Annotated in this window: 10 protein-coding genes; 1 reads left to right on the top strand and 9 read right to left on the bottom strand. The window is 62.7% G+C overall.

All coding sequences use genetic code 11. The features are described 5' to 3' along the window. Window positions 1–250 precede the first annotated feature (250 nt). Both HBO19_RS16815 and HBO19_RS16810 read right to left on the bottom strand, forming a co-directional pair. On the bottom strand, window positions 251–1,930 hold the full coding sequence (locus HBO19_RS16815; protein WP_170057901.1) for a methyl-accepting chemotaxis protein: 1,680 nt from the start codon (window positions 1,928–1,930) through the stop codon (window positions 251–253). Window positions 1,931–2,023: 93 nt separating this feature from the next. Further along, window positions 2,024–3,343 (bottom strand): Na+/H+ antiporter NhaC family protein, encoded by a 1,320-nt coding sequence (locus HBO19_RS16810; RefSeq protein ID WP_166647879.1) that lies wholly within the window; start codon window positions 3,341–3,343, stop codon window positions 2,024–2,026. Between the two features lie 238 nt (window positions 3,344–3,581). Here HBO19_RS16810 and HBO19_RS16805 point away from each other — a divergent pair, with 238 nt between their 5' ends. Beyond that, window positions 3,582–5,729: a methyl-accepting chemotaxis protein gene (locus HBO19_RS16805; protein ID WP_170057900.1), complete on the top strand. Its 2,148-nt coding sequence runs from the start codon at window positions 3,582–3,584 to the stop codon at window positions 5,727–5,729. A 7-nt stretch (window positions 5,730–5,736) separates the two neighbouring features. Here HBO19_RS16805 and HBO19_RS16800 read toward each other — a convergent pair whose 3' ends face one another. The 7 genes from HBO19_RS16800 to HBO19_RS16770 form a co-directional block, all read right to left on the bottom strand. Next, the gene (locus HBO19_RS16800; protein ID WP_170057899.1) at window positions 5,737–6,153 is read right to left on the bottom strand and encodes a DUF1850 domain-containing protein; all 417 of its coding nucleotides are present in this window, start codon (window positions 6,151–6,153) and stop codon (window positions 5,737–5,739) included. Further along, the gene (locus HBO19_RS16795; protein WP_170057898.1) at window positions 6,150–8,177 is read right to left on the bottom strand and encodes a TRAP transporter permease; all 2,028 of its coding nucleotides are present in this window, start codon (window positions 8,175–8,177) and stop codon (window positions 6,150–6,152) included. The genes HBO19_RS16800 and HBO19_RS16795 overlap by 4 nt, the downstream gene beginning before the upstream one ends. An 88-nt stretch (window positions 8,178–8,265) precedes the next feature. Further along, on the bottom strand, window positions 8,266–9,219 hold the full coding sequence (locus HBO19_RS16790; protein ID WP_170043186.1) for a TAXI family TRAP transporter solute-binding subunit: 954 nt from the start codon (window positions 9,217–9,219) through the stop codon (window positions 8,266–8,268). A gap of 203 nt (window positions 9,220–9,422) precedes the next feature. Then, window positions 9,423–10,742 carry a sensor histidine kinase gene (locus HBO19_RS16785; protein WP_170057897.1) on the bottom strand — a complete coding sequence of 440 codons (1,320 nt, stop codon included), beginning with the start codon at window positions 10,740–10,742 and terminating at the stop codon, window positions 9,423–9,425. Beyond that, window positions 10,739–11,407 carry a response regulator transcription factor gene (locus HBO19_RS16780; RefSeq protein ID WP_169957029.1) on the bottom strand — a complete coding sequence of 223 codons (669 nt, stop codon included), beginning with the start codon at window positions 11,405–11,407 and terminating at the stop codon, window positions 10,739–10,741. Before HBO19_RS16780 ends, HBO19_RS16785 begins: the two co-directional genes overlap by 4 nt. Next, window positions 11,407–11,721, bottom strand: a complete 315-nt coding sequence (locus HBO19_RS16775; protein ID WP_169957028.1) for a PepSY domain-containing protein — start codon at window positions 11,719–11,721, stop codon at window positions 11,407–11,409. Before HBO19_RS16775 ends, HBO19_RS16780 begins: the two co-directional genes overlap by 1 nt. Then, window positions 11,721–12,029: a PepSY domain-containing protein gene (locus HBO19_RS16770; RefSeq protein ID WP_169957027.1), complete on the bottom strand. Its 309-nt coding sequence runs from the start codon at window positions 12,027–12,029 to the stop codon at window positions 11,721–11,723. The genes HBO19_RS16775 and HBO19_RS16770 overlap by 1 nt, the downstream gene beginning before the upstream one ends. Between the last annotated feature and the right edge of the window lie 104 nt (window positions 12,030–12,133).

The raw sequence follows: 12,133 nt of genomic DNA, 5'->3' as shown, positions 1-12,133 counted from the left end.
GAGGCCAGCACCAGCACCGCAATCGCCAGGTCAGATCCTGAACTGCCCCACCAACCCCCACATTTTGAACTATGAATACATTCAAATGTAGGAGCTGGCTTGCCTGCGATGGGGCCAGAACCAGCACCGCAATCGCCAGATCAGATCCTGAACTGCCCCACCAACTCCCCCATTTTGAACTGTGAATACATTCAAATGTAGGAGCTGGCTTGCCTGCGATGAGGCCAGCACAAGCACCCCAATTACCAGATCAGATCCTGAACTGCCCCACCAACTGCCCCAACCGCTGCCCCAGTTCCGCCAGGCTGCGGGAGGTCTGCGCGCCCTGTTGGGTCTCGTCCGCCACGCTGTCCACCGCCACGGCAATCTGATGCACGCTGCGGTTGATCTCTTCGGCCACGGCGGTTTGCTCTTCAGCGGCGCTGGCGATCTGCGCGTTCATCGTGTTGATGGTGCCGATCAGCTGCGCCATGGTATCGAGGGACGCCCCGGCTTCATTGGCCTGGGCCGAGGTGCCATCGCCGGCATCGCTGGAGCGGCGCATGGATTCCACGGCCGCCTCGGTGCCTTTTTGCAGGCGGTCGATCATGCCCTGGATTTCCTGGGTACTTTGTTGAGTGCGGCTGGCCAGCGCGCGGACTTCATCGGCCACCACCGCAAACCCACGCCCGGCTTCACCGGCACGGGCCGCTTCAATGGCGGCGTTGAGGGCCAGCAGGTTGGTTTGCTCGGCAATCGAACGGATCACCCCAAGCACACTGACAATCGACGACACGTCCTGTTGCAGGCTGTCCAGGGACACGCCACTGCTGCGGATGTCATTCACCAGCGCATGAATCTGCGCGATGCTGCCATCCACCACGCGCTTGGCGGCCTGACCTTCGGCGTCGGTCTGCTGGGCCGCCACCGCCGCGCCCTGGGCACTGCGCGCCACTTCATGGGCGGCGGATGACATTTCATTGATCGCGGTTGCCACCTGGTCGGTTTCCTGGCGCTGGCGCTCCATGGCCTGCTCCGAACGATGGGCCTGCTCGGACACCTGGCTGACCAGGCCGGTCAGTTGCGAAGTCATGTCGGTGATCTGGCGCACCAGGCCGTGGATCTTGTCGACAAACCGGTTGAACGAGCCCGCCAGTTCACCCAGTTCGTCCTGGCTGGTGATTGCCAGGCGGCGCGTCAAGTCACCTTCACCGGCGGCGATGTCGTCGAGGTTGGCCTTCATCAGGTGCAAGGGACGCAAGATGGTATTGGCCAGCAGCATGCCCACTGCCGCGATCAGCAACAGCAGCACCGCCGCAATACCGATAATGCTCAACAACACCCCTTCCATACGCTCGTTGACCTTGGCTTCCACCTCGCTGACCAGGGCGTCGATACCGTCGAGGTTGACTGACGTACCGATCACCATGTCCCACTTGGGCAGGTATTCGGTGTAGCCGAGCTTGGGCACCAGTTCGGTTTGCCCCGGCTGGGTCGAGCTGTATTGCAGGTAGTGGCTGCCGTCCTTGCCGACCTTCACCAGGTCGCGGTTGACGTAGACACCGTTGGGGTCGCGGTTGTCCTTGAAGCTTTTGCCCACGCCGTCGGGGCTGTTGCCCTTGAACAGGCGGATGGTTTCGGAGTCGTAGCCGAAGAAATAGCCGTCCTTGCCGTAGGTGGTGTTGGACAGCAACTTGACCACCTGCGCCCGCACCTCTGTGTCGCCAGGGGCTGCGGCGTCGTACAGCGGCTTGATGGTGGTCATCGCCACCTCGACATAACTTTGCAGGGTGGCCTTGGCGTTGTTGAGCAGGCGCTGGCGGGTTTCGGCCACCTCGGTGCGCGCCTGTTCCTTGAGGATCCACACCGTGGTCAGGCTGATGACCACGGCAAACAACAACACCGGCAGTACGGCAAGGGACAGGACTTTGGCCTTCAGACTCAGACGCATGGATCTTCTCTCTTGTAGGGCAACGTTAAGAGGTTAACGGCCCGCAGAGAAAAAACTGTAGGAGCCGGCAAGCCGACTCCTACGGGGGGGGTGTTACAGGGTCATCGCGGCAAACCAGCCGAACACCAGCAACGGCAGGTTGTAGTGCAGGAAGGTCGGGACCACGGTGTCCCAGATATGGTGATGCTGGCCGTCGATATTCAGACCCGAGGTCGGCCCCAGGGTGGAGTCCGACGCTGGAGAGCCGGCGTCGCCCAGGGCCCCGGCGGTGCCGACGATGCAGACGATGGCCAGCGGGCTGAACCCCAGTTGCACACACAGCGGCACAAAAATCGCCGCAAGGATCGGCACGGTGGAGAATGACGAGCCAATGCCCATGGTCACCAGCAGGCCCACCAGCAGCATCAACAGCGCTCCCACCCCCCGGCTGTGACCGATGAAGGCGGCGGAGGCCTGCACCAGCGTCTGTACCTGGCCGGTAGCCTTGAGCACTTCGGCAAATCCGGAAGACGCGATCATGATGAAGCCGATCATCGCCATCATCTTCATGCCTTCGGTGAACAGGTCATCGGTGTCGCGCCAGCGCACGATGCCCGATACCGAGAAGATCAGGAAACCCGCCAGGGCGCCGATGATCATCGAGTCCAGCCACAACTGGATAATAAAGGCCGAGGCAATGGCCAGCCCGGCCACCAGCAGGGTCAGCGGGTTGTATTGCACCGCCACTTGCTCGACCCGCTCGATTTTCTCCAGGTCATAGACGCGCTTTTTGCGGTAGCTGATAAACACCGCTACCAGCAGGCCGAACACCATGCCCAGCGCCGGGATGCCCATGGCATGGGTGACATTGACCTGGCTGATATCCACCCCGCTCTTGGCAACGTTGGCCAGCAGGATCTGGTTGAGGAAGATGTTGCCGAAGCCCACCGGCAGGAACATGTACGGGGTGATCAGGCCGAAGGTCATGACGCAGGCGATCAGGCGCCGGTCAATCTGCAACTTGGTCAGCACATACAGCAGCGGTGGCACCAGCAGCGGGATAAAGGCGATATGGATCGGCAGGATGTTCTGCGAGGCAATCGCCACCGCCCCCAGCAGGCAGATCAGCAGCCATTTGACGTGACTGCCGCCGGTAGCCTCCTGGCGGTCCACCAGCAGCAGGGCCTTGTCCGCCAGGGCGTGGGCCAGGCCGGACTTGGCAATCGCCACGGCGAAAGCACCGAGCAACGCGTAGGACAGCGCCACTGTGGCACCGCCGCCCAGGCCGCTGTTGAACGCGCTGAGCGTCGCGTCGATCCCCAGGCCGCCGGTCAAGCCGCCGACCAGCGCGCCGACGATGATCGCGATGACCACATGCACGCGGGACAGGCTGAGCACGAGCATGGTACCGACCGCGGCGATTACTGCGTTAATCATGGTTACCTCAAGACAGAAACATAAAAACAACACGCGCCGGCGCCCTGGCCAGATGGCGACCACGGCACACGCAGAAAGGGAGTTTTATTAGAGGGCGCGCACTTTGCAGCAGCCGGCGCGTCATGTCAAAGCGCGACGTCGCAAACAGAATTCAATTGATCGTATGAATAAAGAAAAAAACCACGCGGCCGATACAACGGATCATCTCTGTCGTAACGAAAGGTTAAGGATCTCCATGTCGCTCAGGCAGCTGTCCATTCAATGGAAAATCACCCTCCTCGCCGGCCTTTGTCTGTTGGGGATCGTGACCCTGCTGGTGGGTCTGTCGCTGTATCGGATGGACCAGAGCTCACAAAGGGTCCAGACCTCCAGCACGCAGATGCTCAATGTCGCGGCCCAATCGCGCATCGAAGCCCAGGGTGAAGTCCAGGCCCTGGGCATCCGCCAGCAATTTATGGACGCCTATCAGTACGGCCATGGTTTTTCGCGCCAGGTGCTGTTTTTGCGCGAACAGGCCGAGAAGCGCTTTCTCGATGCCTTCGACCTGCGTGAGGACCTGACCCGCCAGGTCAAGGCTGCCCTGCAAGCCAACCCGGACCTGCTGGGCCTGTCCCTGGTCTTTGAAGCCAACGCCCTGGATGGCAAGGATGAGCTGTTCGCCGGCCAGGCGGAGCTGGGCAGCAATGAAAAGGGACGCTTTGCCCTGTACTGGTCGCAGCCGACACCCGGCACGCTGACCTCGATGGCGCTGCCGGAAAGCGATATGTCCGACACCAGCGTCGGCCCCAGCGGCGAAAAGGCCAACACCTGGTTCACCTGCCCGCGTAGCACGCTCAAGCCGTGTGTGATCGAGCCGTACTTCTATGTGATCGACGGGCACAACGTATTGCTGACCAGCATCGTGTTCCCGCTCATGGTCAATGGCAAAGTCATCGCCTCGCTGTCGGTGGACATCAACCTCAACAGCCTGCAGGCCGTCAGCCAGAACGCCAGCCGCAAACTGTATGACGGCCAGACCAACGTCAGCATCATCAGCCCGGTGGGTTTGCTCGCCGGCTACAGCCCGGATGCCAGCAAGCTCAGCCAGCGCCTGGACAGTGTGGATACCGCCAGCGGCGCGCAACTGATCAGCGCCATGGCCAGCAGCACCCAGACCTACAGCCTGCGTACCGATCATCAACTCAAGGTCCTGGCCCCCTTCCAGCCCATTCCCAATGGCAAGTCCTGGGGCGTGTTGCTGGATGTGCCGGAAAAAGTCCTGATCGGCCCCGCGCAAGCCCTCAAGGCCGAGCTGGATGCCGACAACACCAAAGGCACCCTGCTGGAACTGGGCCTGGGCCTGCTCGCCGCCATCGTCGGCTTGCTGTTGGTGTGGCTGATGGCCCGCAGCGTGACCCGGCCGATCCTCGGCGTGGCCCGTATGCTGGAGGATATCGCCAGCGGCGAAGGCGACCTGACCCGGCGCCTGGCCTACGACAAGCGCGATGAGCTGGGCGAGTTGGCCAGTTGGTTCAACCGCTTCCTCGACAAACTGCAACCGATCATTGCCGAGGTCAAACGCTCGGTACAGGACGCGCGCAGCACCGCAGACCAATCGGCGGCAATAGCCAGCCAGACCAGCGCCGGCATGGACCAGCAGTACCGCCAGGTGGATCAGGTGGCCACCGCCTCCCACGAAATGAGCGCCACCGCCCAGGATGTCGCGCGCAGCGCCGCCCAGGCAGCACAAGCCGCCCGCGATGCCGACCAGGCCACCCGCGAAGGCCTGACCGTGATCGACCGCACCACCACCAGCATCGGCCACCTGGCCGCCGACATGAGTACGGCGATGGCCCAGGTCGAAGGCCTGGCGGCCAATAGCGAGCAGATCGGTTCAGTGCTGGAAGTGATCCGCGCGATTGCCGAACAGACCAACCTGTTGGCGCTCAACGCCGCCATCGAAGCCGCCCGCGCCGGTGAGGCCGGGCGCGGTTTTGCGGTGGTGGCAGACGAAGTGCGCAACCTCGCGCGGCGCACCCAGGAGTCGGTGGAAGAAACCCGCCAGGTGATCGAACAGTTGCAAAACGGCACCCAGGAAGTGGTGAGCTCCATGAGCAACAGCCATCGCCAGGCCCAGGGCAGTGTCGAGCAGGTGGGCCAGGCCGTCACGGCATTGCGCCAGATCGGCGACGCCGTGACTGTGATCAGCGACATGAACCTGCAGATCGCCAGCGCCGCCGAGCAGCAAAGCGCGGTGGCCGAGGAGATCAACAGCAACGTGGCGACGATTCGCGACGTGACCGAATCGCTGTCAGGCCAGGCCAATGAGTCGGCGCGGGTCAGCCAGACGCTGAACAGCCTGGCCAATCAGCAACAGGGCCTGATGGACCAGTTCCGGGTCTGATGGCGCCTTAAAATGCGCGGGGCCTGGCGCTGGATGCAACATCCAGCTCACACCCCCACAGCTCCAGCGCCGGTCGGCTCGCGTGTGGCGGGCCGAGCCAGGCACTCAGCCAGTGGCAGCGCTGGTTGAAGCACACTTGATAATCCCCGGCCTCGGGGGCTCGGCCCACACGCAACGGTTGCACAGGCGGCAACTGACGCCGGTAATGCCAACTGCCCTCGCGCAGTTCGGCGCCGTGCGGGATTTCCATGCCTGCCCCGGAACCCTTGACCCGCGCCTCGCCCAACGGCAACCCCTCGGGCGTTATGCGGTAGTCCTCCTCCCAGCGCACTTTCTCAACGGTATGGGTCCAGGCCAGGGTGAAGGCTGGCGTGGGGATTTGTGCCCAGACCGCGCCGGCCAACCCCAGGCACAGGCCGATCACGCAGTGGCCACTTGAGCTCGGCGGGCTCGCCAGCAGTGCTGTGCGATCAACAGCACGGCCAGGGCGAAGCCGATTTCATCGCTTAACGGCGTCGCCAGAATCAGGCTGGCACCGGCGGCAAAGCCCAGCATGCGTTCCCACCCATTGAGCCGAGTCTGCAGGTAACCGGTGAACACCGCGCCCCAGATGCCAATGGCCAGCAGCGCCTTGGCCACCACATACAGTGTGGCCAGCAGACTATCGCCCTGGAGCATCAACGCCGGCTCGTACACCGCCATGAACGGCACGACAAACCCGGCCACCGCGATGCGGATCGCCCACAGGCTGATGTTCAGGCCGCTTGCCCGGGCAATCGGCGCCGCCGCGAAACAGGCCAGCGCCACCGGTGGCGTGAGGTCCGCCATGATGCCGAAATAGAACACGAACATGTGCGACACAATCAGCGGCACCCCCAGGTCGAGCAAGGCCGGGGCGGCAATCGAACTGGTGATGATGTAGTTGGGAATGGTCGGGATGCCCATGCCCAGCACCAGGCAAGTGAGCATGGTGAGCAGCAGCGACAGGAACAGGCTGTCCTGGCCGATGGCAAGGATATAGCCGGCAAAGGTGGAGGCCACCCCGGTCAGCGACACCACGCCGATGATCACCCCCACCAGGGCGCAGGCAATGCCCACCGGCACGGCATGGCGCGCGCCTTCGACCAGCGCATGCAAGCAGAGGCCCAGGGTGTCGCGGCCGCCCTTGATAAACCAGCACACCGCCACCAGCAGCGCCACCACCCCGAACACCATGCCGATACCCAGCCGGAAGAACCCAGCGCAGAGCACGCCCAGGGCAATCCAGAAGGCCAAGCGCATGACCCTGGATGAAACACGCAGGATGATCGCCGAACCAAGAATCACGATGGACGTCAGTGCCAGGCCGACCATGCCCGAGAACAACGGTGTGCGCCCGGAAAACAGCAGGTAGATCAGCACCAACAGCGGTATCAGCAAGTACCAGCGCTGTTTGACCGCCGCCCAGGGGTTGGGGCATTCGCTCTTGGGCAGGCCACACAGGTTGGAGCGCCGGGCTTCCAGGTGAACCATCCAGAACACCGAGCCGAAGTACAGCAAGGCCGGAATCAGCGCGGCCCTGGCCACCTCGAAGAACGGCACGTTGATCGTCTCGGCCATGATAAACGCCACCGCCCCCATGATCGGCGGCATGATCTGGCTGCCCATCGACGAGGTCGCTTCCACGCCGCCGGCAAACGCCGATTTGTAGCCAAAGCGCTTCATCAACGGGATGGTGAACTGGCCGGTAGTAACCACGTTGGCCACGCCCGAACCGGTGATGGTGCCCATCAGTGCCGACGACACCACCGAAACCTTGGCCGGGCCACCGAGCTTGTGGCCGAACAGGCCCATGGCGAAATCGGTGAACAGCTTGATCATCCCGGCCTGTTCAAGGAATGCGCCGAACAGGATGAACAAGAAGATGTAAGTGGCTGAAACATAGGTCGGCGTGCCATACAGCCCCTCGGTGCCAAAGGCCAGTTGGTTGACGATCTGGTCGATGGCGTAGCCACGGTGCATCAAGTCGCCTGGCAGGTACTGGCCGAACAGGCCGTAGGCCAGGAACAGCGCACAGATCAGTGGCAGGGCAATGCCCATCACCCGTCGCGCCGCTTCAAATACCAGCACGATCAGCAGCAGGCCGACGAGCATGTCACTGCCAGTCAGGTCGCCGGAGCGTTGAATCAGGTCGGCTTCGAAATACCACTGGTAGAACGCCGTGGCCATCCCGGCCAGCCCCAGCAGCCAGGCCAGCGGTTGCCAGGGCTGGGCCCTGCCCCGCGCCGGAAAACACATAAACACCACCAGTAACAGGAAGCCCACGTGCACGGCCCGCAGAATCTGGCTGGAAACCGGGTGGAAGGCGGCGGTGATGATCTGGAAGGTGGAAAACAACAGCGCGACATAGAACAGGGCTCGGGGCCAATCCCTGGGATTGGCGGCGAGGCTTTGGTCTTGCTCACTCATGGAGGCACTCCCACATTACAACGTCGATAGGCCAATAAAACCTGGCGTACGGTGTACGCAGGCTTTACTGGCAGCTCTGGCACGTGGTCTACAGGGCGCCCACTTCCCTGTAGAAGCGCTCGGCGCCCGGATGCAGCGGGATCGGCAGGCCCTTGGCCGCGCCTTCGAGCTGGATATCCTTGGCGGCCGAATGGGCATTGCCCAGGCGATCGAGGTTGTCGAACATGAGTTTGGTCATCTGGTAGGCCACGTCATCGGGCACACCGTCATGGCTGACCAGGAGGTTGGTGATGGCCACTGTCGATACATCGCTGGCCTGACCGTCGTAGGTGCCCGCCGGGATCGTGCCGGCCTGGTAGGCCGCGTTGCCGATCTTGGCGATGACATCCGCAGGAATGGCAACGAAGGTGACCGGCAGGGTCGCCGCCAGGTCACGAATCGCCGCCATGCCCAGGCCCGACGACTGCAGGGTGGCATCCAGCTGGCGGTTCTTGATCAACTCCACAGACTCGGCATAAGGCAGGAACTCGACCTTGGCCATGTCTTCGTAGCGCAGGCCAGCCGCCTTGAAGATTGCGCGGGCGTTGAGCTCGGTGCCGGACTTCGGCGCGCCGACGGAGATGCGCTTGTTTTTCAGGTCGGCCAGGGTGGTGATGCCGGACTCCTGGCTGGCAACGATCTGAATGTAGTTGGGATAGGTACCGGCAACCGCCCGCAGTTTTTGCAGCGGAGCCTTGAAGCCAGCGTCCTCTACGCCATTCCAGGCATCGGCTACCGAGTCACCGAGGGCAAAGGCCAGCTCGCCGCGACCGGCTTGCAGCAGGTTGAGGTTTTCCACGGAAGCCTTGGTGGCCTGCACCGAGGTCTTCGACCCTTCGATGCCGTTGCTGTAGAGCTGCGACAGGCCCACGCCAATCGGGTAATACACGCCGCTGGTGCCGCCAGTCAGCACGTTGATAAATGTGGGAGCGGCGAGTGCCGCCGTACTTGCGGCAAAGGCTGCGACAGCAGCAAACACGCACAAACGCTTGGTCATTCGCATGGGAGTCACCTTTTATCTTTCTTATTAGGTGCCGAGCAAGCGAGTGCCCGGCTGACAAGTGCTCTGACAGATGCCATGGGTTGCGAGCGGGAAAACCCGCTCGACGTGGCCAGCCAGGCGGCTGTTATAAGCGAAATAGTCCCAGCCAGGCGTTACAGGAAAAGCCTTGTTGCAAATTCCTACAGATCGGAAGCAAGGTGCCATCAGGCCTGGCGTCGGGGCAGCTCGATCAGCACCTTGAGGCCGCCCAGTTCACTCTCGTGCAACTGCAATGTGCCACCCCATACCTCGACGATATCGCGCACGATCCCCAGCCCCAGGCCGTGGCCATCGGTCTGTTCATCCAGGCGGGTGCCGCGGCTGAACACCTGGGTGCGCTGGGCCTCGGGAATCCCCGGCCCGTCATCCTCGACCCGCAACTGAAAACCGTGGGGCGCCTCGTCAATGCTCACCCGCACTTCGGCATCCGCCCATTTGCAGGCGTTGTCCAGCAGGTTGCCCAAGAGCTCCAGCAAGTCCTCGCGATCCCACGGCAGTTGCAGGCCGGGGCGAACGTGGTAGCTCAGGTCCAGGTGCTCGCCGTGAATCATGTTCAGGGTCGCCAGCAGGCCCGGCAATTCGCTGTCGCAGTCGAACAACGCACCGGGCAGGGTTTCACCGGCAAGGCGCGCGCGATTGAGTTCGCGGTTGAGGCGTTGCTGCACCTGCTGTAATTGCTCGCGCAGCAGCTTGGCCAGTTGCGGCTGGTCCTTGAGCTGCTCGCTGGAGGCCACGCTCAACAGTACCGCCAGGGGGGTTTTCAGGGCATGCCCGAGGTTGCCCAGGGCATTGCGCGAGCGCTTGAGGCTGTCTTCGGTGTGGGCCAGCAGGTGGTTGATCTGCGCCACCAGCGGCTCCAGCTCCACTGGCACCTGGGTGTCCAGTTGTGAGCGTTGGCCTTGTTGCAGTTGCGCAATCTGTTCACGCGCGGTTTCCAGCGGGCGCAAGGCCCGGCGCACGGTGACCCGTTGCAGGATCAGGATCAGCAGCAACGCCGCCAGCCCGAGGACCAGGCCGACCTGGCGCATCAGGCGGAAACTTTCCCGCACGGGCGTGTAGTCCTGGGCCACGCTGATGGAAATCGACTGGCCGAAACGCTTGTAGTCCGAACGCAGCACCAACAGTTGCTGGCCTTCCGGGCCCAACTGCAGGTTGCCCTGCAGGCCGGCCTGGGGCAGTTGCGGCAGTTCCTGGTCCCAGAGTGAGCGCGAGCGCCAGTGGTGGTCGCTGAAGTCGATACGGAAATAGTGCCCGGAAAACGGCCGCTGATAGGCCGGTGACAAGCGCTGCTCATCCAGTTGCACGCCGCCAGGGCCGCGCACCAAGGCCACCAGCAGGTTTTCGCTGTCATTGCGCAAACCCGACTCCAGGTAGCGCTGCAAACCCATTTCAAACAGCCACAGGCTGGTTTGTGCCAGCACCAGGCCGACGATCACCATCACGCTGATCAGCCCCAGGCTCAACCGCCGCTGGATCGACCTCACGCGGGGCTGGCGCCAAAGCGATAACCCTGGCCGCGCCGGGTTTCAATCACGCTGCGCCCCAGCTTGCGCCGCAGATGGTTGACGTGGACCTCGAGGACATTGGAGTCGCGCTCGGTCTCACCGTCATACAAATGCTCGGCCAGGTGGCTTTTGGAAAGGATCTGTTCGGGATGCAGCATGAAGTAACGCAACAGGCGAAACTCGGCAGCGGTCAGTTGCACCTCGGCACCGTCGCGCATCACGCACTGGCGGCCTTCATCCAGGTGCAAGCCTGCCGCCTGCAAGGTCGGCTGGTTGGCCTGGCCATGGGAGCGGCGCAACAACGCCTGGATGCGCAGGTACAGCTCTTGGGGGTGGAACGGCTTGCTCAGGTAATCGTCGGCCCCGGCCTTGAGCCCTTCGATGCGCTCGGCCCAGGAGTCGCGGGCGGTGAGGATCAACACCGGCGTCGCCAGGGCGGCGGCGCGCCATTGGCTCAACACCTCAAGCCCAGGCAGCCCAGGCAGGCCCAGGTCAAGGATGATCAGGTCATAGGGCTCGCTGCGCCCCTGATACACCGCGTCACGCCCGTCCGCCAGCCAATCCACGGCATAACCCTGGGCTTTGAGCCCGGCCAGCAGTTCATCAGCCAACGGTACGTGGTCTTCCACCAGAAGCAGGCGCATCAGTCATCTTCCTCGTCTTTAAGCAGTGCGCCAGTGGTCGCGTCCAGTTTGATTTCCCGGACCACGCCATCGGTGGTCACCAGTTCCACTTCATAGACATAGCTGCCGTGTTTGCTCTCAAGCTCGGCCTCCAGCAACCGGGAGCCGGGATGCCGCGCCATGGCCTGCTGCAACAGTTGTTCAAGGGACAGGATCACCCCCTGCTGGCGCAGTTCCAGGGCTTCATCCTGGTTGAGGTCCCGGGCAGCCACCACCGAGCAAAAGGCCAGGAGCACCAGCGCCAATCGACTGCCGGTGCGTAGATTTACCTTCATTACGTATCCTGATGATCCTTGAGGACTTGCCCGGTGACAGCGTCCAATTCCACATCCCACTCGACGCCTTGGGCATCGCGCAGGTCAACCTGGTAAATATATTTGCCGTATTCCTGCTCCAGTTCGGTTTCATGCACGGTGCCACCTGGATGTTTGGCCAGGGCGGCGGCATTGAGCTTCTCGAAGGACTGGATGGTACCAGCGTCACGCAATTTCAGCGCTTCATCCGGCCCCAGGTCCCGCGCCTGGGCCAGGCCGGTGGTCAGGGCGATGATACTGGCGGCGACAATTGCTGTGAGGTTTTTCATGACAAGTCTCCATTTCACAATGTTTTACCTACGGCCCCCACAGTACGACGCGCAACTTAACTGAAACTGAATTGCCACTATGGCAATTGTCCCACAACACCTTG

Origin of the sequence: Pseudomonas sp. WS 5021 (assembly GCF_012985535.1) — a bacterium.
Taxonomy (GTDB): domain Bacteria; phylum Pseudomonadota; class Gammaproteobacteria; order Pseudomonadales; family Pseudomonadaceae; genus Aquipseudomonas.
The sequence above is the reverse complement of the archived record's forward strand: the minus strand, read 5'-3'. Positions and strand labels throughout refer to the sequence as shown.

Coding starts and splice junctions, on each gene's coding strand:
- HBO19_RS16780 (WP_169957029.1), bottom strand. CDS start 11,407: ATGCGCCTGCTTCTGGTGGAAGACCACGTACCGTTGGCTGATGAACTG.
- HBO19_RS16790 (WP_170043186.1), bottom strand. CDS start 9,219: ATGCGAATGACCAAGCGTTTGTGCGTGTTTGCTGCTGTCGCAGCCTTT.
- HBO19_RS16805 (WP_170057900.1), top strand. CDS start 3,582: ATGTCGCTCAGGCAGCTGTCCATTCAATGGAAAATCACCCTCCTCGCC.
- HBO19_RS16815 (WP_170057901.1), bottom strand. CDS start 1,930: ATGCGTCTGAGTCTGAAGGCCAAAGTCCTGTCCCTTGCCGTACTGCCG.
- HBO19_RS16775 (WP_169957028.1), bottom strand. CDS start 11,721: ATGAAGGTAAATCTACGCACCGGCAGTCGATTGGCGCTGGTGCTCCTG.
- HBO19_RS16770 (WP_169957027.1), bottom strand. CDS start 12,029: ATGAAAAACCTCACAGCAATTGTCGCCGCCAGTATCATCGCCCTGACC.
- HBO19_RS16795 (WP_170057898.1), bottom strand. CDS start 8,177: ATGAGTGAGCAAGACCAAAGCCTCGCCGCCAATCCCAGGGATTGGCCC.